The organism is Sporosarcina koreensis (genome assembly GCF_000826145.2).
GTDB lineage: Bacteria > Bacillota > Bacilli > Bacillales_A > Planococcaceae > Sporosarcina > Sporosarcina trichiuri.
Genome location: NZ_LN651334.1, coordinates 25,548 through 47,969 on the forward strand (window position 1 = coordinate 25,548; position 22,422 = coordinate 47,969).

General features: G+C 49.7%; 20 protein-coding genes and 2 pseudogenes. 18 read left to right on the forward strand and 4 right to left on the reverse strand.

The genetic code is table 11. The features are described 5' to 3' along the window. Positions 1 to 67: 67 nt before the first annotated feature. The 3 genes and pseudogenes from BN1190_RS01130 to kynB form a co-directional block, all read left to right on the forward strand. Positions 68 to 769: pseudogene (locus BN1190_RS01130) on the forward strand (tryptophan 2,3-dioxygenase); the annotation flags it as partial. Positions 770 to 794: 25 nt separating this feature from the next. Then, positions 795 to 2,147 carry a sodium-dependent transporter gene (locus BN1190_RS01135; RefSeq protein WP_040285202.1) on the forward strand — a complete coding sequence of 451 codons (1,353 nt, stop codon included), beginning with the start codon at positions 795 to 797 and terminating at the stop codon, positions 2,145 to 2,147. A 21-nt stretch (positions 2,148 to 2,168) separates the two neighbouring features. After that, complete coding sequence (kynB, locus tag BN1190_RS01140) at positions 2,169 to 2,816, forward strand: arylformamidase (RefSeq protein WP_040285203.1); 648 nt, start codon at positions 2,169 to 2,171, stop codon at positions 2,814 to 2,816. A gap of 187 nt (positions 2,817 to 3,003) precedes the next feature. Here kynB and BN1190_RS01145 read toward each other — a convergent pair whose 3' ends face one another. After that, on the reverse strand, positions 3,004 to 4,371 hold the full coding sequence (locus BN1190_RS01145) for an aspartate kinase (protein ID WP_040285204.1): 1,368 nt from the start codon (positions 4,369 to 4,371) through the stop codon (positions 3,004 to 3,006). Between the two features lie 157 nt (positions 4,372 to 4,528). On the opposite strand from BN1190_RS01145, the gene BN1190_RS01150 reads away from it, so the two are divergent. From BN1190_RS01150 to BN1190_RS01200, 11 genes and pseudogenes are all read left to right on the forward strand, one after another. Then, complete coding sequence (locus BN1190_RS01150; RefSeq protein WP_040285205.1) at positions 4,529 to 5,821, forward strand: homoserine dehydrogenase; 1,293 nt, start codon at positions 4,529 to 4,531, stop codon at positions 5,819 to 5,821. 4 nt (positions 5,822 to 5,825) lie between these two features. Further along, positions 5,826 to 6,884, forward strand: a complete 1,059-nt coding sequence (gene thrC, locus BN1190_RS01155; protein WP_040285206.1) for a threonine synthase — start codon at positions 5,826 to 5,828, stop codon at positions 6,882 to 6,884. 6 nt (positions 6,885 to 6,890) lie between these two features. Then, the gene (gene thrB, locus BN1190_RS01160; RefSeq protein WP_040285272.1) at positions 6,891 to 7,778 is read left to right on the forward strand and encodes a homoserine kinase; all 888 of its coding nucleotides are present in this window, start codon (positions 6,891 to 6,893) and stop codon (positions 7,776 to 7,778) included. A gap of 276 nt (positions 7,779 to 8,054) precedes the next feature. Beyond that, complete coding sequence (locus BN1190_RS01165) at positions 8,055 to 8,510, forward strand: MarR family winged helix-turn-helix transcriptional regulator (protein ID WP_040285207.1); 456 nt, start codon at positions 8,055 to 8,057, stop codon at positions 8,508 to 8,510. A 63-nt stretch (positions 8,511 to 8,573) separates the two neighbouring features. Continuing rightward, entirely contained in the window at positions 8,574 to 9,530 is a 957-nt protein-coding gene (mhqE, locus tag BN1190_RS01170) for a ring-cleaving dioxygenase MhqE (RefSeq protein WP_040285208.1), read from the forward strand. 19 nt (positions 9,531 to 9,549) lie between these two features. Next, entirely contained in the window at positions 9,550 to 10,443 is an 894-nt protein-coding gene (locus tag BN1190_RS01175) for a VOC family protein (RefSeq protein WP_040285209.1), read from the forward strand. A gap of 90 nt (positions 10,444 to 10,533) precedes the next feature. Continuing rightward, on the forward strand, positions 10,534 to 11,130 hold the full coding sequence (locus BN1190_RS01180) for an alpha/beta hydrolase (RefSeq protein WP_040285273.1): 597 nt from the start codon (positions 10,534 to 10,536) through the stop codon (positions 11,128 to 11,130). A 119-nt stretch (positions 11,131 to 11,249) separates the two neighbouring features. Beyond that, a pseudogene (gene wrbA / locus BN1190_RS01185) lies at positions 11,250 to 11,861 on the forward strand (NAD(P)H:quinone oxidoreductase). Between the two features lie 325 nt (positions 11,862 to 12,186). Continuing rightward, positions 12,187 to 12,711, forward strand: a complete 525-nt coding sequence (locus BN1190_RS01190) for a sigma-70 family RNA polymerase sigma factor (RefSeq protein ID WP_082023224.1) — start codon at positions 12,187 to 12,189, stop codon at positions 12,709 to 12,711. Between the two features lies 1 nt (position 12,712). Beyond that, positions 12,713 to 13,585 (forward strand): RsiV family protein, encoded by an 873-nt coding sequence (locus tag BN1190_RS01195; RefSeq protein ID WP_040285210.1) that lies wholly within the window; start codon positions 12,713 to 12,715, stop codon positions 13,583 to 13,585. A gap of 134 nt (positions 13,586 to 13,719) precedes the next feature. Beyond that, the gene (locus BN1190_RS01200; RefSeq protein WP_040285275.1) at positions 13,720 to 14,670 is read left to right on the forward strand and encodes a polysaccharide deacetylase family protein; all 951 of its coding nucleotides are present in this window, start codon (positions 13,720 to 13,722) and stop codon (positions 14,668 to 14,670) included. Between the two features lie 404 nt (positions 14,671 to 15,074). On the opposite strand, the gene BN1190_RS01205 is transcribed toward BN1190_RS01200, so the two are convergent. Continuing rightward, positions 15,075 to 15,911 (reverse strand): zf-HC2 domain-containing protein, encoded by an 837-nt coding sequence (locus tag BN1190_RS01205; RefSeq protein ID WP_040285211.1) that lies wholly within the window; start codon positions 15,909 to 15,911, stop codon positions 15,075 to 15,077. Further along, positions 15,904 to 16,380, reverse strand: a complete 477-nt coding sequence (locus tag BN1190_RS01210) for an RNA polymerase sigma factor (protein WP_040285212.1) — start codon at positions 16,378 to 16,380, stop codon at positions 15,904 to 15,906. Before BN1190_RS01210 ends, BN1190_RS01205 begins: the two co-directional genes overlap by 8 nt. Before the next feature lie 425 nt (positions 16,381 to 16,805). Here BN1190_RS01210 and BN1190_RS01215 point away from each other — a divergent pair, with 425 nt between their 5' ends. The 4 genes from BN1190_RS01215 (at position 16,806) to BN1190_RS01230 (ending at position 20,507) form a co-directional block, all read left to right on the forward strand. Then, positions 16,806 to 17,336 carry an RNA polymerase sigma factor gene (locus tag BN1190_RS01215; protein WP_040285213.1) on the forward strand — a complete coding sequence of 177 codons (531 nt, stop codon included), beginning with the start codon at positions 16,806 to 16,808 and terminating at the stop codon, positions 17,334 to 17,336. After that, the gene (locus BN1190_RS01220; protein ID WP_040285214.1) at positions 17,333 to 18,103 is read left to right on the forward strand and encodes a hypothetical protein; all 771 of its coding nucleotides are present in this window, start codon (positions 17,333 to 17,335) and stop codon (positions 18,101 to 18,103) included. The genes BN1190_RS01215 and BN1190_RS01220 overlap by 4 nt, the downstream gene beginning before the upstream one ends. 215 nt (positions 18,104 to 18,318) lie before the next feature. Beyond that, positions 18,319 to 19,074, forward strand: coding sequence for a homoserine kinase (gene thrB, locus BN1190_RS01225; RefSeq protein ID WP_052461636.1), 756 nt, complete (start codon positions 18,319 to 18,321; stop codon positions 19,072 to 19,074). 521 nt (positions 19,075 to 19,595) lie between these two features. Further along, complete coding sequence (locus BN1190_RS01230) at positions 19,596 to 20,507, forward strand: hypothetical protein (protein WP_040285215.1); 912 nt, start codon at positions 19,596 to 19,598, stop codon at positions 20,505 to 20,507. An 848-nt stretch (positions 20,508 to 21,355) separates the two neighbouring features. Here BN1190_RS01230 and BN1190_RS01240 read toward each other — a convergent pair. After that, complete coding sequence (locus BN1190_RS01240; protein ID WP_040285217.1) at positions 21,356 to 22,216, reverse strand: helix-turn-helix domain-containing protein; 861 nt, start codon at positions 22,214 to 22,216, stop codon at positions 21,356 to 21,358. Positions 22,217 to 22,422: the final 206 nt, after the last annotated feature.

The window sequence follows — 22,422 nt, forward strand, 5'->3', positions numbered from 1 at the left end:
GCCGGTAGTTTGTTCATATAACTACGGTTAAGTTGATAATCAACTAACTATCAAATTAGTCGTAGCTCTATTTATTATTATCCATCAAGTAAGCGAGCTGTGGATGAAGCTCACGCTGCACGAACTGACGGCAGCCATCTCGGCGATCGATGCCGGGGAGATGCAGTCGGCGTTCAAGAAACTCGCGCGCGTGACGAAGATCCAGTCGCAGATCATCCAGGCATGGGATGTGCTGTCGACGATGACACCGGCAGAGTACCTCGAATTCCGGGACGATCTCGGCAAAGCCTCCGGGTTCCAGTCGTACCAATATCGGCTCATCGAGTTCGCCCTCGGGTACAAGTCGCCGCATATCCTGAAAATCTATGAAAAGGATCCGGACGTGCATGCGATGCTCGAAACGGCGCTCGCCCAGCCGAGCCTGTATGACGTCGCCATCCGGGCGCTCAGCCGGGCCGGTCTGCCGATCAACCCCGAGCTGCTCGACCGGGACTTCCGTAAGACGTACGAGGGGGATCCAACGGTGGCGGCCGCCTGGGAGACGGTGTACCGGGACGTCGAGACCTACTGGGACCTGTACCAGCTCGCGGAGAAGCTCGTCGACGTGGAGGACTGGCTGCAGCAGTGGCGGTTCCGTCACATGAAGACCGTCGAGCGGATCATCGGCTTCAAGACAGGCACCGGGGGTTCGTCCGGCGTGAACTACTTGCGCCACGTCCTCGACCACCGGTTCTTCCCGGAGCTGTGGGAGCTGCGGACATCTTTGTAACTGGTAAATGAAAAGGAGGCGGACTATGGAAACACGCAAGAAAACCGACCAGTGGTCATCGAAACTCGGATTCATCCTATCTTCCGCCGGTGCGGCGATCGGCCTCGGCGCCATCTGGAAGTTTCCGTACGTGACAGGCATGAGCGGCGGGGGCGCGTTCTTCCTGCTGTTCGTCCTCTTCACGCTCGTCATCGGGCTGCCGATGCTGCTGTCGGAGTTCATCATCGGGCGGGGGACCGGCAAAGAAGCCATCAGTGCCTATAAACAGCTCGCCCCGCGCAGCTGGTGGGTCTGGACGGGCCGGCTCGGCGTGCTTGGATGCTTCCTGCTGCTGTCGTTCTACAGTGTCGTCGGCGGCTGGGTGCTCGTCTACAGCGGACTGTCCATTCCGGGGCGCATCATCGGCGAAGGCGCGGATTACGGTGCGCTGTTCGGCTCGGTCACCGGCTCCGCCGCCATCACCCTCATCGGCCTGCTGCTGTTCACGCTCATCAATGTGCTCGTCGTTTCGACAGGCATCCAGAACGGCATCGAGCGGGCGAACAAATTCATGATGCCGCTGCTGTTCCTGTTCTTCCTCATCCTTGTCGTGCGGTCGCTGACACTCGACGGGGCGATGGAAGGCGTGAAATTCTTCCTGTCGCCCGATTTCTCGAAACTGAATGCGGAAGCCGTACTGTATGCCCTCGGGCAGTCGTTCTTCTCACTTGCGGTCGGCTTCTCGTGCATGGTGACGTACAGTTCGTATTTGAAGAAGGACGTCAGCCTGCGGTCGTCCGCCGGCTCCGTCGTCGGCATGAACATCTTCGTCTCACTGCTCGCGGGTCTTGCGATTTTCCCGGTCGTGTTCTCGTTCGGCATGCAGCCGGACGAAGGACCGGGGCTGCTGTTCATGGTGCTTCCGGAAGTGTTCGGGCAGATGCCCTTCGGCGAACTGTTCCTCGCACTGTTCCTCGCACTGTTCCTGTTCGCGACGCTGACGTCGTCGTTCAGCCTGTTCGAAATCATAGTTGCAGCGCTGACAGCGAACGGCAGACGCACAAGGAAGGCCGTCACCTGGCTGACCGGGCTGATCGTCTTCCTTGCGGCAATTCCATCCGCACTGTCGTCGAGTGCGCTGTCGTGGTTCACGCTGTTCGGCAAAAGTGTCTTCGACAATACGGATTATCTCGTCAGCAACATCATGCTGCCGCTCGGCAACCTGCTGATCGCGCTGTTCATCATCCACCGCATGGACCGGGCGCTCGTCGAGAGGGAGTTCAATCTGAGTGCAACCGCCTCTCCCGGCCTGTTCAAGCTGTGGAAGGTGCTCATGACGATCGTTGTGCCGCTCGTCATTGCTGTCGTGTTTCTGACCGGCCTGTCGGTGGAAGGATAAGAGAAGGAGAGGGTGAAATGAATGAACGTCAAAGAATGGATCGATATCACGCAGCCGCTCAGCAATGACATCGCCGAGTGGCCGGGCGATACGCCGTTTCACTACGAGCTGTCGTTCACGAAAGAACAGACAGGCTCCGTCAATATCGGCCAGCTGACGATGAGCGTCCATACCGGCACGCACATCGATGCCCCGTTCCATTACGATGAACACGGCAAGAAGGTGCATGAGCTCGACCTCGGCCTGTACATGGGGCCGGCGGTTGTCGTCGATACGGGCGGCCACGCGGAAATCGGCCGGGCGGAACTTGAAGGGACCGACTTCAAAGGGGCCGAGCGGATGCTGCTGAAGACCGGCGGCCATCCAGATCCCACCGTGTTCCCGGAACACTATCCGGTGCTGAAGCCGGATATCGGGCCGTTTTTGTCCGAACACGGCATCCGGCTCATCGGCGTGGACGTGCCGTCGGTGGACGCCGTCGACAGCAAGACGATGGACGCCCACCATGCGCTGTATGACAATGGCGTCCACATACTGGAGAACATCGTGCTGACCGAAGCGGAGCCGGGGCTGTACGAACTGATCGCCCTGCCGCTGAAACTTGTCGGCTCCGACGGCAGTCCGGTACGGGCCGTGCTCCGTCCTGCGGGCGGCATCATCATCGAATAACGGAAAAAGAGTCTTGGAATGAACATAGAAAATGCGCAGAGGAGTTTCCTTCTCTGCGCCTTTCTTTGTTATGGGTGACATTGGTTTGGAAAATGAAGTATACCGAAGCGGAGAATTAAAATTGGCGCCCCGCGGAAAGCGTGCCTTTTGCAGCGCAGGGGAACGGTCCTTAATGCAGTCTGGTTCATCAGGTATGGACCGCTTCGCTCGCAAAGAACTCTTCATACAGCGCGCGGAGTACCCCCGTCTCATCCTGCTTATGGACTCCGAAGACGAGGCTCACTTCGGTGGAGCCCTGGTTGATCATCTGGATGCTGACACCGGCTTTCCGGATGGCGTCCGCTGCACGGGCGGTCAGGCCGACGGTGTCCCGCATCCGTTCCCCGACGAGTACAACCATCGAGTAGCCTTTCCGGAAGTAGGCATCATCCGCCTCCAGTTCCTCCATGACCCGTTCCAGGATGCGGGCTTCCGCTTCCGGCGTGAGGAACGACTCACGGATGATGACGGACATGTTGTCGATGCCGGACGGCGTATGCTCGAACGGGATCTCTTCGTCCTCGAGGATCTGCAGCAGCCTCCGTCCGAAGCCGATTTCAATGTTCATGAGGTACTTGTCGACGAACAGTGTGGTGAACCCGTCATCTGCCGCGATGCCGACGACCGGACGCGTGCCGCAGTCCCGTTCTTTGACGATCATCGTACCGGGCGCTTCCGGATTGTTCGTGTTCTTGATGCACACCGGAATCGATTTCAGGAATGCAGGCCGCAGTGCTTCGTCGTGGAAGACGGAGAAGCCGGCATAGGACAGCTCCCGCATTTCCCGGTAGGTCAGCGTGTGGATGCCGCACGGCTTGTCGATGACGGCCGGATTCGCAACAAACACGGAATCGACATCCGTGAAGTTTTCATACAGATCGGCGCCTATTGCTGCAGCGAGAAGGGATCCGGTGATATCCGAACCGCCGCGGTTGAACGTCCGGAGCGTCCCGTCTTGGGTGAATCCGAAGAATCCAGGGAAGACGACAATCCCCGGCTGGTCGGCCAGCCTTGCAAGCAGGGCTTCGCCTTCCGGCAGTGCCTGCACCCGTTTCGGCCGTTCGTTGACGAGCAGGCCGGCTTCAAGCGGGCTGATGTAGACCGCTTCGGTGCCGATGGACTGCAAGTACGCGGCGATCAGCTTCGCATTATTGTCCTCACCGGACGCTTTCAGGGTGTCCATGAACAGGACGGGGTCTTCCATGTCTCCGTCCAGCCGGCTCCGTAAATCCTCTTCGATAAGAGACAGTACATCATTTCCGAGAGCCAGGTCCGCTGCGATGTCCCGGTAGCGGGTGAGCACGGACTGCAGCTGCTCTTCCGCGTCCTGCCCCATCAGCGTCCGTTCTGCCAGGATGATGAGCAGGTCTGTCACTTTGGTGTCATCTGAATGCCGCTTGCCGGGTGCGGAGACGACGGCAATCTTGCGGGAGGGGTCGGCTTGGAGGATAGCGGCTACTTTTTTAATCTGCTTTGCGGTGGCGACAGACGTCCCGCCGAATTTACAAACCTTCATGGCACCAGATCCAATCTTTAATATAGTATGAGTAGTGTGATATATTGAATAACAATAGCATGTACCGGTTGTTCTGTGAAGACTTTATCTTTATAATGTCTGTATGCCAAGGACAATTGTTTCTGCATAGTGTACATACGGTTAGGAGACTCGTCAAATGAAAAAAGAGATAGGGATCGGCCTGCTCGGCTTCGGCACTGTCGGCAGCGGAGTGGCCAGCGTATTACAGCAGCATCAGGAAGATCTGACCTACAAACTCGGCGTGCCGGTGAAGATCCGGCGCGTCCTCGTTCGGAACCTGCACAAGGAGCGGAATACGGACCTGCCGCAGGAGTTGTTCACCGATTCGCTGGACGATTTGCTGAACGATGAATCGATCGATATCATGGTCGAAGTGTTCGGCGGCATGGAAGAAGCGAGAGTTGCGATTGAACAGGCGCTGCAGGCGGGCAAAGGGGTCGTCACCGCGAACAAGGATGTCATGGCGGTGCACGGCCGGGACCTGCTGGTGCTCGCGGACCGGAACGGCTGTGACCTGTTCTACGAAGCGAGTGTCGGCGGCGGCATCCCGCTCATCCGGACACTCGAGGACGGACTCGCTTCCGACCGCATCACCTCACTGCTCGGCATCATCAACGGCACGACGAACTTCATCCTCACGAAGATGAAGCATGAGAAGAAGACGTACGCGGAGGCACTCGAGGAAGCGACTGCACTCGGATTCGCAGAAGCGGATCCGACGGCGGATGTCGGCGGTATCGATGCTGCGCGCAAGATGGCGATCCTTGCGTCGCTGTCGTTCTCCGAGGAGGTGCAGCTCGATGACGTGTACGTACGGGGCATGGAAGCCATCGAGGACGGCGACCTGGAACTCGCCGAACAGTTCGGCTATACGGTCAAGATGGCAGGCTCCGCGAAGAAGGACGAGCAGGGTGTCGAAGTGGCGGTCGAGCCGGTCTTCTTCCCGAACGCGCACCCGCTCGCTTCGGTCAACAACGAATTCAACGCAGTGTATGTGCGTGGCGCAGCAGTCGGGGAGACGATGTTCTACGGTCCGGGCGCCGGCTCGCTGCCGACCGCGACGTCCGTCACGTCGGATATCGTGGCGGCCTGCCGCAACCTGCTGCTCGGCGTAAACGGCAAGCGGGTCCACTCATACCAGTACGAACGCAAAACGAAAACGGACGAGCAGAAATCCGCCCGGTATTTCCACCGGATTGCCGTGCGTGATGAAATCGGTGTGCTGGCAAGGCTGTCCGCGATCTACAGCAAGAACGGCGCGAGTCTTGCCACGGTGATCCAGCATCCGAACCCGGCGCGGGAAGACGCAGATCTGATCTTCATCACACACACGATCTCACGCAAGCAGCATCTCGACGTACTCGAAGAACTGACAACCGCACCAGAGGTCAATGGCGTCTTGAGCCATTACCGGATTGAGGGGGACTGAACTGATGAGACGATGGAACGGACTGATCGAAGAATATAAGGAATGGCTGCCTGTTACGGAGAATACACCGGAACTGACACTGCAGGAAGGCAACACGCCGTTCATCCATCTGAAAAACCTGTCGAAGCAGTGGGGGGTCAACCTGTACGTGAAGACGGAAGGGGCGAATCCGACCGGCTCCTTCAAGGACCGCGGCATGGTGATGGCAGTCGCCAAAGCGAAGGAAGAGGGCAAGACGACGCTCATCTGTGCATCGACCGGCAATACGTCGGCATCCGCTGCCGCTTACGGCGCACGGGCCGGCATGCGGACGATCGTCGTCATCCCGGAAGGCCGGATCGCCCTCGGCAAACTCGCCCAGGCGAAAATGTACGGAGCGGAAATCCTTGAGATCGAGGGCAATTTCGATGAAGCACTGCAAATGGTGCGGGAAGCGGGCGGCGGGGACATCGCGCTCGTCAACTCGGTGAATCCGTACCGCCTGGAAGGGCAGAAGACGATCGCCTTCGAGACGATCGAACAGCTCGGGGCCGTTCCGGACATCTTCGCACTGCCCGTCGGCAACGCCGGCAACATCTCCGCTGCTTGGAAAGGGTTCACGGAATACGCAGAGAAGAAAGGCGGCAGCCGGCCCGAACTGCTCGGCGTGCAGGCGGATGGAGCCGCACCGATCGTCTATGGCCGTGTGTTCGAAGAGCCGGAAACGGTCGCGACTGCAATCCGCATCGGAAACCCAGCAAGCTGGAAACTCGCGGAGAACGCGCTGAAACAGTCCGGCGGCCATATCCTGTCGGTGACCGACGACGAAATCTTGGAAGCATACAGCCTGCTCGCCGCAACAGACGGCGTCTTCGCCGAACCGGCGTCCTGCGCCACGATTGCCGGCCTGAAGAAACGGATTGAAGCCGGGGAGATCAAAAAAGGCGCGACGATCGTCGGCGTCCTGACCGGCAACGGCCTGAAAGACCCGGAAACGGCGATCCGCGTCAACGACGGCAAGCCGTTCATGACCCGTGCGGAATTCGAAGCGTTCGCCGCGGAATTGAAGAAGGAGGCGGAATAATTGGGGATGTCACGAATCACCGTCACCGTACCCGCAACGACCGCCAACCTCGGCCCCGGTTTCGACAGCATTGGCATGGCGCTGTCGCTCAGCATGACAGTTGAAGCGGAACCGGCGGAGGCATGGTCGGTCCAGTACGAAAGCGAGAACACAGAAGGCCTGCCTGTGAACGAAGACAGCCTGATCATCCAGACGATGGGCAGAGTGACCCGCCGTGCAGGACGGAAGGAAATCCCCTGTGCGCTGCGTGTCCATTCCGACATCCCGCTCGGCAAAGGGCTCGGCAGCAGTGCTGCGGCCATTGCAGCAGGCATCGAGATCGCCGACCGTCTGCACGAGCTGAAATTGAACCGGAAAGAGAAGATGTGGTTCGGCGCAAGCATCGAAGGCCACGCGGACAACGTCACCGCCGCCATAGCAGGCGGCGTCACCGTGTCGTTCTACGACGGCACGTCCCTCGAAGTGATGACGTTCGACCCGCCAGATATCGGCGGTGTGCTGCTCGTACCGGAAGAAAAGCTGAGAACCGATCATTCGCGCGGCTTACTGCCGCATCAGCTGGATTACAAAAAAGCGACGGAAGGCAGCGCCGCCAGCAGCCTCATGGCAGCCGCGCTTGCAACAGGGGACTGGAATCTCGTCGGCCGAATGATGGACCGGGATATCTTCCACGAACCCTACCGGAAAAAACTGTTCCCGGACTTCGATAACATCCGGGAAGCCAGCCACAAGCACGGCGCCTACGGCATGACGCTAAGCGGCGCGGGTCCGTCCCTGTTTATCGCCGTCCATACAGGCCAAGAAGAAGAAGCGGCCCGTGCACTCGAGACGGCGTTCCCGTACTACAAGGCAATTGCTGTGCGGCCGGCAGCTGAGGGTGCCGGCAGTAACTGATCCGATGACAGAGGTAAGGCATCCCGGCAGCATCCATCCTTGTCCGCTGGAAGGGCATGGATGGGCATGCGGGATGTCTTTTTTACGCATCAAAGGCAGTAGCGGACAGACGGATACTTGGAACGTTCATCGCAACCCCTTGATATGCAAATTGAATTTATGGATCGATCAGGTGAAAAACAGATCTTTGAAGCTATCCGTTTGACACTCTAGAAAAGGGCATGTAGAATTAGTATGAATTCGAGATAACTGAAATTGAGGTAAGAAGGAGAAATCATGAACGGGAAAGATAGTGAATTTCACGAAGAAGAATTGTCTCTGAAATTATTTGTGGTGTTGACTCGGGCGCTGCAGTCCATTAAAACCCGTGTAGAGGAGGATATCAGAAAGTCAGGGTTGAATCTCACCGAATTTGCCGTGTTGGAATTGGTATACAGCAAAGGTGACCAGCCGATACAGAAAATAGGGGAAAAGGTCTTGATTGCGAGCAGCAGCATCACCTATGTGGTAGACAAACTGGAAAAGAAACAATTGCTGAAACGAGTGCCCTGCCCAAAAGACCGTCGTGTAACCCATGCCTCTTTAACAGCAGAGGGCAGTGAGTTAATGGACCGGCTCTTTCCAGTCCACAGAACAGCAATAAAAGAAATAGTCAACGGATTGAATAACGAGGAAAAAGAACATATGATTGAGCAATTGAAAAAACTGGGGATGTATGCAAGGGACTTGTAATCTCCCAGGCTAAATATCTCGAATTAGTATTATACGAATTAAACATAAGGAGAGCTGCAAATCATGACAAACAACTTATTGGGAATCCACCACGTGACAGCCATGACGGATGATGCAATGAGAAACTATAAGTTTTTCACAGAGGTGCTTGGCATGCGATTGGTTAAGAAAACTGTGAACCAAGATGATATCCATACGTATCACACATTTTTTGCCGATGATATCGGTTCACCCGGGACGGACGTGACATTCTTCGATTTTCCGAACAACCCGAAAGGAACGCCGGGAACGAACTCCATTTCCAGAACAGGGTTAAGGGTGCCTGACGATGCTGCAGTAGATTATTATGCAGAGCGTTTCAATGAGTTTGGTGTAAAGAATGATGGCATACAGGAGCTGTTCGGTAAAAAGGTGTTGCCTTTTCAAGAATCGGACGGCCAGAACTATCAATTGTTCTCCGATGAGAAGAACGAAGGCGTAGCGCCGGGAACACCTTGGAAGAATGGACCGGTTCCTGAAGACAAAGCGATCTACGGACTGGGTCCCGTAGAAATCACGGTAAGTTACTTCGATGATTTCAAAAAAATGCTCACTGACGTCTATGGCATGAAACCGATCATCGAAGAGGAGAACGTGACACTGTTTGATGTAGGGGAAGGCGGCAACGGAGGACAGGTCATTTTAAGAAAAGAGGATACGACGCCCGGACGCCAAGGCTATGGTCAAGTACACCATGTTTCGTTCCGAGTGAAAGATCACGAGGCCATCAAGGAATGGGAAGCCAAGTATAACAAATTGGGAATTCAGCATTCCGGTATTGTCGATCGTTTCTACTTCGAAGCACTCTATACACGTGTCGGTCATATCCTGATTGAAATTTCAACGGACGGGCCGGGATTCATGGGGGATGAACCCTATGAAACACTGGGCGAAAAGCTGTCCCTTCCGCCATTCCTTGAATCGAAACGTGACTATATTGAATCGCAGATCCGTCCGTTCGACACCACACGTGCAAAATGACAGGGGAGGGAAGTTTGAAATGGATGCTATTCAAAGAATCCACCATATCTCAGCTATTGCAGGCGACCCCAATGAAAACCTGAAGTTTTATCGGGATGTATTAGGACTCCGTCTCATTAAACAGACAGTGAATTTTGATGACCCGGGTGTTTACCATTTATACTTCAGTGATCACCATGTGACGCCCGGCACAGTCATCACCTTCTTTCCCTGGACGAACAAAAACTATGGCCGGAAAGGAAGCGGCCAAGTGGGAAGGATCGCTTTCAGAATACCCAAAGGCAGTATGGATCATTGGAAAGGACACTTGACTGCCCACAATATCCAATTGGAAAGCACTTATCTGTTTCGCAAAGAGACACTGGAGTTCGATGATATCCACGGTCTGGAGTTCGCACTGGTCGAAGGCGAAACGGCCGCTGAATCTCACGACATCCTGGGTTTCCACGGATCCGTGCTGTTATCCGCTGATCCCGAAGGTACGAAAGAAATGCTCACGGCTATCATGGGCTTGGGGCAACTGGAAAGGGACGGGGAGAATTACCATTTTGAAACACAAGGACCAGAAAAGCATCATATGATCACACCCATCTCCCCGCAGCCAGCCGGTCGATTCGGTATCGGCACTGTCCATCACATTGCCTGGTCTGTCCCCGACGTTGAGACATTGAAAAAGTGGCAGTCCGCGCTTCAGAATAAGGGATTCGGCGTCACGGTCGTGAAAGACAGGAATTACTTCAACTCGATCTATATGGGTGAAAAGGGAAATATCGTATTTGAATTTGCGACAGACGGCCCGGGGTTCGATATAGACGAGAGCTTGGAATCACTTGGCACGACGCTCCAGCTGCCTGAACAGTATGAACAGAAACGACAAGAATATGAAACACGGCTGCCGAAACTGGATCTATGATCTCTGCCTGCACGGTCATCTTTTTTTCGGAAATCAGCTGGAGATTAAAAATCAGGCGTCCGGGTGAATAATAAGAGAGGCGTGAAAAAAGTGAACTACATTTACAAGGAAAAGAAAAAAGACGCGCCGGTGTTTGTGCTGCTTCATGGCACAGGCGGAACGGAAACAGACTTGATATCCCTCGCTGAGTTCATGAATCCTGACTTTAACATTTTGGGTATCCGAGCAAATGTACAGGAAAACGGAATGAACCGATATTTCAAACGTCATGGGGAAGGCCAGTATGACTGGGAAGATCTCGAATTCCGTGGGAATGAACTGTATGAATTCATCACGGAAAAGGCAAAAGAATTCAAGTTCAAAATGGAAGATGTGGTGCTCGTCGGATTTTCGAACGGGTCGAATATTGCCATACAAATGATGCTGCAGCAGCCTGATTCGTTCAAAAAGGCGGCATTGTTCGCACCGTTATACCCGGCGGATGTCTCCGAGAGACAGGACTTCAATGAGGTGGATGTCTTTCTCTCACTCGGCAAAGGAGATCCGATTGTACCTGAATCAGAGAGCTTGCGGGTCATCGACCTCTTTAAAGAAAGAGGTGCGGACCTGACCACAGTCTGGGTGACTGGACACAGCCTCACGCAGGAAGCCGCCGGGCAGGCAAAAAATTGGCTGGGCAGCGAGTGAAGAAAAGTTCATCAGACGGCTCGGGTCATTCCATAAAAGGTATTGCGTTGCGAAAAAAGGGAACAGGACCGAAATGATTGATCTGATTTAAAAAATAAAAAACAGAGGAGAGTGTAATTATGAAAAATGTAAAATTAGCTGTCATCTTTCATAGTATGGGCGGAACAAATTTCCAAATGGCAAAATAGACAAAGGAAGCAGCAGAAGCAGCGGGCGCTGAAGTCAGATTACTGAAAGTGGAAGAGCTTGCACCACAGTCAGTCGTCGATGCGAATGAAGGCTGGAAGGCTACGCAGGAAGCGACGAAAGATGTGCCGCAGGCGGGGTCTGACGACATCGAGTGGGCAGACGCGATCATTTTCAATGTGCCGACCCGGTTTGGAAATATGCCGTCACAGCTCAAGCAGTTCATTGACAAACAAGGCGGTATCTGGGCGCAAGGGAAGACTGTCAATAAGGTGGTCAGCGCCACTTCAAGTGCACAGAACATGCACGGAGGCCAGGAGGCAACCATTCTGAGCCTGTATACGTCCATGATGCACTGGGGAGCAATTATCGTACCGCCGGGATACAGTGATGCCGTACTATTCGGCGCAGGTGGCAACCCTTATGGGACAAGTGTGACTGTCGGACAGGACGGGAAGATGATCGAAGACGTCGAGGAATCGGTGAAATACCAGGCGACACGAACAGTGAATATTGCCAAGCAGCTGATCAACGGACAAGAGTAATGTCTGCCGAGCCGGCGGGCTGGGTGGCATCGCCGCCAGGCAGTGGAATCAGAACAATCGGTTGTTCGTTCGCTGCTCCACTAACCAGGAAAAAACGGAACGAATGACTCCCAATCCTGACGTTTCCGGTAAGCACGTCAGAAGAAGCATCCCGTCAGGCAGTGCATTAATAGCCCTTTCCTTCGAAGTTTGAAGGGAAGGGCTATTTTCATGTGTGCGGCACGGGGACTCGGCAAGCTCCCCACATCCGCGTGCGAATGAGTTTGTATCCACGCCAAACTTTTTGCTGAGGCTGCCCGTCAAAAGAGTAGGACGTGATCGCGACATGTTTAAAATTGAAGAAGGTGGATCTTTTGTCATGACAAAAAAGGAAAAGTTCAAACGGGTCGAACAGTTCTTGATTGAAAACCAAAATGCCCATTACCGGCTTGCTTATAGCTATGTAAAGAACAAAGAAGATGCACTTGATATTGTGCAGGATTCCATATTCAAAGCCCTTCGATCCATAGACCGTCTGGATGATCTCAAGTATTTAAAGACTTGGTTTTACCGGATATTGGTGAACACGTCCATCGATTTCATACGGAAACACCAGCGCATGATGGTGATGGACGAAGAGACTCTGGATGGATATTTACCTTCGACGGAAGACGCACAAGCGGATATGGATTTACGCAGGGCATTGGATGCACTCACGGCTTATGAAAAGTCGTTACTACTCCTGCGTTTTTTTGAAGACTTGAAGATTGACGAGGTGGCGGCTGTCTTAGGGGAAAATGTCAACACAGTCAAAACGAAACTGTACCGGACAGTAAAAAAATTGCGTATCGAAATTGGAGAGGGGACTTAGGATGAAACAGATCAAAACCCTAAAGAAGGAATATGATGATATTGAGATCCCTGCTGAATTGGATGAAATAGTGAGACAATCCATCCGGAAAGCTGCAGGTGAAAAAAAGAACCGTTCGTTTGTAAAGCGGTATGTCCTCAGTTCAGCGGCGGCGGCAGCTCTGTTCGTTGGCAGTATCAATGCAAGCCCCGCATTGGCCAATTCGTTAGTGAAGATCCCTGTTCTCGGTCCCTTCGTGGAAGTGCTCACAGTGCAGACGCTAACGATGGACGAAGAGACGTACCAGGCCAATTTGGAAACCCCGGCAATCAGCGGCTTGGAAAATGAAGGGCTGCAATCCGCATTGAATGACAAATATATTGAAGAAAACAAAGAGCTCTTTAAACAATTTAAGGAGGACGTGGGGGATATGGAGGAAGCCGGGTCAGGCCACTTGGGCATCGATACGGGGTATGAAGTGAAAACCGACACAGCGCAGCTCCTTTCGATTGCCCGTTACGAAGTCATTACAGCCGGCTCATCCTCTGTCGTCATGCAATACGATACGATTGATAAACAAAACAATATCTTAATTACACTGCCGAGCCTGTTTAAAGATGACTCCTACATGGCCGTCATCAATTCTTACATTCAGGACGAGATGAAGCGGCAGATGGCGCGTGACGGAAACACGGTATATTTCTCCACAGAAGAAGAGGGTCTTGCGTTCAGTTCCATTCAGCCCGATCAAAGCTTCTACATTACCGCAGATCATAAACTTGTCATTTCTTTTGATGAATATGAAATAGCACCTGGATACATGGGTGTCGTCACATTTGAAATCCCTTCAGATATCTTGAGTGATGTCCTGGTAGGAGACACCTATATCCGTTAAGTTTTTCAGCAGCAGATGACTAAATCATCTGCTGCTCTGCCATGTGATGAAGGAAGTCCCGAGCATACATAAGAGCGGAACGTGAACAACCTATCGTGAAACGATTCACAAATGGACAGGAGGAGATGATGACTATGAACACACTACATCAAAAAAAGGCAGGGAGGAGAAGGAGGCTGAAAAAACAGTACCTCGTACTTCTTCTTCTCGTCCTGTTTGGAATCGGTTTCTTTGTCGGTAAATCGTATTCAGCAGGCGAACTGCTCAGTGCCTCCGAAGGCTCGTCAACTGTATCGGAAGCAGCCGAGCAACCAGAAAAACCTCCCCGTACAGCGGAAGAGGCCGAAAAAACAGAAGAGCCTTCCGCTGTACCGGAAGCAGTCGACAGACCGGGAGAATCAGCTCCCACGTCAGACGAACCGCCTATAACGGAAACCGGCAAAACGGAACCAATCGCCGAAGAACAATCACCGAAAAAAGTAGTCTATATAACGTTCGACGATGGCCCCAGCAAGTGGACCGGTCAATTCTTGGATGTCCTGCAGGCGCACGGGGTGAATGCGACGTTCTTTATGCAAGGGAGCAACTTAAAGAAGGAAAACCTGCAGGAGAATGTGAGACGTGCAGTCCAAGAAGGTCATTACGTAGGCGGCCATAGTATAACACATAACTTCAGGACGCTTTACACAGACAAGCAATTTGTACCTGAGATGATCGCAACACTGGACATGATCCATGACATTACAGGATCGACCCCTCACTTAGTCCGTCCGCCGTATGGGTCAGCTCCAGGATTGAAAGACGAACAGGTGAGGGAACAGCTTACCAACGCGCATATTAAAGTTTGGGACTGGACCATCGATTCGCAAGACTGGAAACTAGCGGGCAACCCCTCTCAAATCGTCCGGAACATTAAACAGGGGACCACGTCCGACAGGGAGATTGTCTTGATGCATGAAAAGCCGCAGACGCTGAAGGTGCTCCCCGAGATTCTGCAGTTTTTCAAAGACCAAGGGTACGAATTCAGGGTCTATGAAGAGGCAGACCACTTCATGCTCAATTTCCAAAACGATAGCAGACTATAAAAAGACTGCAGGCCCCTCCGAAATGTCAGAGGGGGGCTGCAGCCTTATTTTGGGATCGGATCACTGGGCTGTTAGTTTCATGCTTTTATTTCTTGATAAAATGTAATACAACAAAACGGGCGCGATAATCGTATAACGTGCAGAATTGGACCATATAAGTGAACAACATTTTTATGATGTAGCATCAGAAAGATGCAGATTTATAACGATAAGAAATATAAAATAAGAAAGCACCAAGGAAATACAAACACCGCTGCATCAACGGTTTGACTGCTCTATATAAAAAATGTATAAATAATGTTCATACAAAAAGGCACGAAACGTTGATTTAACAACATTTGTTCCTTTTAAAGTGTCCCCGAAATTACATTTAGTGACGTTATTTTTTATATTTTTTTATAAAATTAGGATATCAAATTTCGAACTTTTCTATTTGTCTTTTTTATTTTTCTATATAAGAAGAATGAACAAAGTGAGGCAGCCATAGCTATCAGTGCAGGAATCAATAACTGTAAAGTAGTTGGACTGTAATGCTTTGTTTGAAAGGCTCTTTCAACTTCATCTAAATAATGTCCAGCATATTCAAATTGAACAATATATCCATCTTTCTCCATCACCATCGTGCCAATGTCATAATCAGAAGGTGTTATACTTTCTGTTAGTAACTGTCCATTTTCATAAACAGCTATTGCTTTTTCGTATGGTAGAGGATAAATTGCTTTTGGCTTGGCATAATCTTTAGCTAGAGGTTCTACATCGGCAGCATCAAAAACAGCAATGTATTTAATCTTATTCTGATAATCAGTTGAAACCTTCTCTAGTCCAGTCGCTCCTTCACTGGAAATTTTTTCAAAAGAAGTGTTCATAATGTTTTGTTGTTCCTGCTGGATATTTTCTTGATGTTTTATAACTGCTTTCAACCCTTGTATATCTATAAAACCTTTCCCTAGAAGGATAATCGTAATAACAACAGCAAGCACTGTCAGCCATTCTAACAGTTTTGAAAAATCCCCATAAGATTTAAAAATGTTATTCAATTTTTCAAATGGTTGTTTTTGTTGTATTGCTATTGTATTCAAGTCGATTTGTTCAACCTCAAATTCATTTAGCATTTGCTCATAAATTTGTTTACAGTGTGAACAAGTAGAAAGATGTTGTTTTACTAATTTATTGCTTGTATCGCTACATAAACCATCTATATACATTGGTAATAAATCTTTAACGATTTCACAATTATTCATTTTGTTTTACCTCCTCTTGTAGTTTCACTTTAGCTCTATAAAAAGTGACTCTTGCCCAGTTTTCATTTTTTCCTAAAATACCACCTATTTCTTTAAAGCTAAGTCCACCTAATAGCCGTAAAAGAAAAATTTCTCTATACGGTTCTTTTAGTCGGTGAATATGACGATATAGCTCTATTTTGTCCTCTTGAGCGATTAATAGCTGCTCAATCGAAGGACCGTCTTGTAGTTCTGCGAGTTCTGGTTGTTTTACTTGCTTATCAACGTATTGATAATATGTATGTTTTGCGATTTGACATAACCAAACAGATATTTTACAAGTACCGTTAAAGCGTTCTATAGAATGAATCGCTTTATAAAGTGTCTCTTGCGTTAATTCTTCTGCTATATCAGTGTTCCTACATAAAGTTATCAAATATTTGAAAACAAGTTCAAAATTTTCCTCATATATTTTAGTTAAATGCCCCACACCGTTCCTCCTTTCACTTATACATCTAAAAATAAAGATGAACGTTACAGCTTTTTAAAAAAATTTATCATTAATTGCAAAAGAATTAATTTTAGTATATTAAGATGCTGTTTTGTTACCAAAATCGTTTTTGGAATATTTAAATTGTTTAATGTTGAAAATCCTTATAAGAATGACGCTACCCCTTATACAACTAACAGGCGCGATTGTAGCATAGAACGCCTATCAATTCCCACTTCACCCAAACACCAAAAGCAAAACCGGCCGGACAGCGCATTCCCACTGTTCCGGCCGGTTTTTTAGGTCGGTATAAATCACTTTGATCATTGGTTGGCCCCTGCTAATCTCCCATATCCAAGTGAAATCCAAAAAATTAAATCCTTTTCATCCCCAGGCGTGTTATATAGAAGTATGGAGGTTGGATCATGGTTGAGGATGACGCGGTGTTGATCAGCGCAATACAGCAGGGGGACGAGGACGCAATGGCGCAGCTGGTGCGGCGTTATTACGATGAGATCCTCCGTTATATTTACCGTCTTGGGAGTCCGTACGAAGAAGCGAAGGATCTGACGCAGGAAACGTTTGTTGCGATGTTGCAGGCCTTGCCTGCTTATAAGGAGCAAGGGACGTTCAAAGCGTGGCTGTACAGGATCGCGCGGAACCGGGCGATGATTTACGTCACGAGAACGAGGCGTTCCGTTGAATTCACGGACGAGCATGACTCGCTGCATCAGGTGTCTGACCTGGAGGACCAGTTCTCCGATCGCTCCGACGTGCAGGAGCTGCTTGCGTCACTGCCTGCGAAACAACGGGATGCCCTGATTTTGAAGTATTATCATGGCTTCACGGCCAAAGAAATTGCAACGATTACGAAGACGACTGTGCCGGCAGTGAAATCGAGACTGTTCCAAGGGCTGCAGAAACTGCGGAAACGAGCGAAGGGGGTTATGGAGTGAAACAAGGGAAACTTGAGGAAGATCAAATGCGCAGCTGGCTGCACGGGGACATTCCCCCTGCCATTGACGAACAGGACAGGGAGAGAACCATTGACTACTTGAGGTCTTACATGCCTGTTCCGCAGGAAACTACAGCGGTTGTCATGAAACAGCTTGTCCGGCAATCCTTCAAAGAACTTTGGGGGCACTTTGCGGTACAGCTGATCCTTCTGGTGATCGTGTTGGTGGGGGCTGTCACCATCCTTTCCGGCACCACTGATCAATGGATTCTATTCATCCTCTCTGCACCGGCTCCCGTATTTTTAGCAGGGTGGCATCTTGTCCATACACAGACCAAGGACATGGTGGAATTGGAACAGACATTTACCTACTCGTTTCAGCAGGTTCTGTTTTCGAAATTGGTGGCGATTTGTCTGTGGAGTCTAGTCTTATACGGCGGGGCCTTGCTGTATGCGGCGTCCATTCAGAAAGCGGGTCTCTTCTCGCTGACGTTCCATATTGCGGTAGCAGGAATCACGCCGATTCTGCTGTTCTGTGTCATTCTGCTGGCAATCAGTACGAAGTACCGGAATCCGCTGTCGTGGACAGTCATCCTGTTAGTATGGGTCTCGTTCCTCTTACTGTCCATCTACACACCGTTCGGCTCATGGCTGCTGTCGGTCCATACCCTGATTTTCTTGGCTGCTAATAGTGGACTGGCTGCTGTCTTCATACGACAACTGACTAAACTTTGGAGAATGGAGCGAGTACCGTATGGGATTCAGTAAACTAGCGTGGGTGGAAGGAAAAAAATTATTCTCACAGCGTGAGCTCTATATCGTCCTTTTCCTATGCACCGTTCTATATGTGATGAACCTGAACGCAGTGACCGACTCTTCACAATCGGTCGTATTCTGGCAAGAGATGGCGTCCGTCATGCCCTATATCGGTTATATGCTCATTGCGGTAACCGTAGTCGTCGGTGTTTCCCGGTGTCTGCCCATTGAGCGAGAACACAGAAGGCCTGCCTGTGAACGAAGACAGCCTGATCATCCAGACGATGGGCAGAGTGACCCGCCGTGCAGGACGGAAGGAAATCCCCTGTGCGCTGCGTGTCCATTCCGACATCCCGCTCGGCAAAGGGCTCGGCAGCAGTGCTGCGGCCATTGCAGCAGGCATCGAGATCGCCGACCGTCTGCACGAGCTGAAATTGAACCGGAAAGAGAAGATGTGGTTCGGCGCAAGCATCGAAGGGCACGCCGACAACGTCACCGCCGCGATTGCAGGCGGCGTCACCGTGTCGTTCTACGACGGCACGTCCCTTGAAGTGATGACATTCGAGGCACCTGACATCGGCGGCGTCGTCCTCGTCCCGCCCGTCATGATGAAAACCGGCGACTCCCGCGGCCTGCTGCCGGCCCAGCTCGATCATAAGAAAGCGACGGAAGGCAGCGCCGCCAGCAGCCTCATGGCAGCCGCACTCGCCACCGGCAACTGGCCGCTCGTCGGCCGCATGATGGACCGCGACATCTTCCACGAACCGTACCGGAAAGACCGGTTCCCGGACTTCGATAACATCCGGGAAGCCAGCCACAAGCACGGAGCTTATGGCATGACGCTGAGCGGCGCCGGCCCTTCCCTGTTCGTCGCCGTACCAGCCGGCCGCGAGCAGGAGATCGCCCAGGCACTGGAAACCGCTTTTCCGTACTACAAGGCGATTGCTGTGCAGCCTGTGGCGGTGGGTTCGAGCGGTAATTGATATGTTGAAATTGAAAAGACATCCTGGCACTGTCCAGTCTCCGTCGTTTTTACGCCAGGAGACCTGGAGGGGCGGGGTGTTTTTTATCATTTTGGATTGAGTGTGGAGAGCAGTCTAGCAGTGATGCAGGGAAACAGGAAGTAGCTCTTCAGATAGCAGTTAAATAAAATTAAAAGTTTTTTAATTAACAAGGATACAATGCAAGCTTTATATTGAAAACAAAAAGCTAACAAATTGTATGACAACCTGTATATTGCGCAATATAGAAGCAATTCTTTGATTTAAAGTTGGTTTGAGGACTAGCTAAAGCCATCATATAGTCATGATTCTAAGGAAAAAAATCAATACACACTACGAATAACTCTCTGTTAGCAGTCATTTACGACTATTTTACTTCTTTTTAATAGATGAGTAGTATGCTTACAAAGAATAGAATGGTTGATACACAAACAGGAGGTGACAAAGGCATTAAGGAGACTAAATAGTTTTTCACAGTAAAAAATAAAGGAAAGTGAAGTGAAATGAAAAAGTATTTCATCGTTTGTTTAATCTTAGTATTATTAAACCTTAATCTGACGAATGTGAATGCTAACGAATCTCTAGAAGTAAAAAGTGATAAAGACAGATTTACGACTCCTATACTAGATAAGTACTCAGGAGAAATTGTTGGTGAGAGATTATACAAAGTAGAAAAGGTTAGTGAATACTTAGAGGACGATGTAAAAATAATAAAGATTAAGGCACGTGTTGAGAGTACCAAATTTGAAAAAGATGAGACGGAAGTAAGCACTGTGACTGATATATTAGAATTTAGGGATGGAAATCTTACTAAGTTAAATGAAGATGCAATAACCGAAGAGACAAATGAACCACTTGTTTCACTGAGTGTATTTCAAAGCAAAAGAGTATTAATGCTTGGCAACATATATAAACAAGGTGAAATATCTATGGAGGAATATAGAAAGGCAGCTAAAGAAATAGCAACTACAATTATGATTGAAAATGATAACATTGATGGTTTTTATGACGCTTTTCATTCAAAAAAGCTCCATAATGCAATAGGGTATGAAAAACGCGCAAGTGGCTATTATGTATATGCAGGTAAAATGCTGAGAAGGGATAATTTAAATTCATTCATGTTAGATCCCAAAGGTGTGCAAGCTAATTCAAAGACATCTAGAATAGTATACGATTCTAGTTTCATTAATTCTTTTGTGGACAAGGCAGACGATGTTTGGAATGCTAGAACTGAGCTGCTTGCAGAGGGTGTTGTGTTAATGGGAATATTAGGTGTGACAGCTTTGACGTTTGCTACTATAGTTGGTGCCCTTGGAGGAGCCGGTTCTGCCGCTGTAGTGGCAGTGAGAATGAATGTAATATCTTCGGGAGCACACGTTAAAATTCAGAGTGCCTATGCACAACTGTGGAGATAGGAATAATTAGTTTCTGAAGGGGTAAAAAGAGGAGGTAATGTGCATTAATTTCATGATAGATGTAATGGTAGTAATACTCATTACGGGATCTTTATTTGCATTAATAGAAAAGAAAAGTATCAATAAATCCGACAAATTCATTTTCTACTTGATAATTCTTGGCGGGTTACTTGCTTTGAAGTATTGGACTTAAGTAGAATGCCTGAGCAACTTAGTGTAGGGTGCCTGTGCATTAAACTTTCATGTTTGTTTAAACATTCACGATAGTTTTTCGCACAGGCACCATTCATTGGCACCATTCATTTTTCGCACAGGCACCATTCATCATTGGTACCGTCCGCCAGAAACTGGCGGACGTCTCAAAAGCCCCATTCACCTCTTGAAAGCGCTCCCTTGCCGGCAGGAAAAAACATCAAAGGAGTAACCGCTTTTTTCAGCAATCACTTGTCGGTTGTGAAATTACTCTTTACCGAAGTGGTTTCTTTCATCTTATCTAGGTTAATGACCCAAAAGACGCTAACGATTAGATAATAAAATATGATAATTGGAAGAGATGATTCGAATGCGCTCCAAACGTCATTGCTTCTCGATATCATTTTAAACACTGTCAGTAACGTTATGGAAATGATCGGTACCAACAAAAAGAAAACGCTGAATATCTTTTTCTCCATAATCAGTCCTCTTTTCTTTTCAAGTTAATTTTAGGACCTCTTTCTAATTGTATCTATTCAATACTGACTTGAAAAGGGAAAGGATATATATAAAAGTAAAATTAATTTCACTATGAATTAATTATTTTCTTCTATGTGATGCATCGACAAATTCTCCTGACAGCACCATCACCTGCATTACAAACGCACCGTATACCGAGCGACCTCTCCATCCGCCATCCGCAGCAGCCCCTCTTCGTCCAACACCTCCAGTATCGTCATCCCTTTATCAATCCAACATTGGCCGCCTTCCTTCATCACCTGCAGGCAGATCCCTTTCCGCACATAACAGACCGCCAGCTGCAGGAAGGCTTTATGTTGTTTGGCAAGAGGAATGGCCGCTTCCGCCTCCTCCAGCGCCTCGGCGAATCGATTCTCTTTCATCAGCAGCAGCGAGATATTGACACTGAAGTTCAAATGCAGTCTGGGCGCTTTTGGAAACTGGCTGTAGCGGGCCAGACTGTACTCTGCCAGCTTGCGCACCTCGAGCATCGTTTCCAAAGGAAAGAGATAAAAGATAGCATTCAGCAAATACAAATCCGTAAGATACAGCTGATTTTTGCCAGACAGCCGTTCCCACACATTGGTGACAGAGGCTTTGAGCGATTCCTCATTGCTTGTATGGACAAACAAAAGCAACCCTTCAAACAAAGCTTGGATATCTCTGACTAACAGATCGTCCTCGCTGTCCAAATAGGCGTCTGCCCAACATACCAACTCGTTCAATTGTTCTTCATCATTATAGGAAATCGAGGTGAATGCGCTAATAATCCGGTTCTTTGCAGACGGACAGAAGCCGTTATGGATATAGAGAAACTCATCCATCGAGACCTCTAAATTCTCCAGGATTTTGGCTAACGAGAAAAACGAAATGTCCGTCTTATTCAGCTCGAACTTTGAATACGCACTTTGTGTCATGATGCCGTCGGTCACATAGCGCTGTGAATAATTTTTGTCCGTTCTGATCTTCCGTATCGTGGAACCGATCGTCCTCTCCACTCCCTATTCCTCCATTTGTAGTCATTTACGACTTTTTTAATCTATTATAAACTTTTTGGAGTATTATGACAATGAACGATAATATAGGAACAGGTGGTGATCCTCATGCTGGATATCGTTATCTCGTTGCTGGATATTTGGTTTATTGGAGGGGGTTGAGTCAGGGAGTAGCAGGTAAATGAAAGTGCCCGTGCCATGGGAAAGCT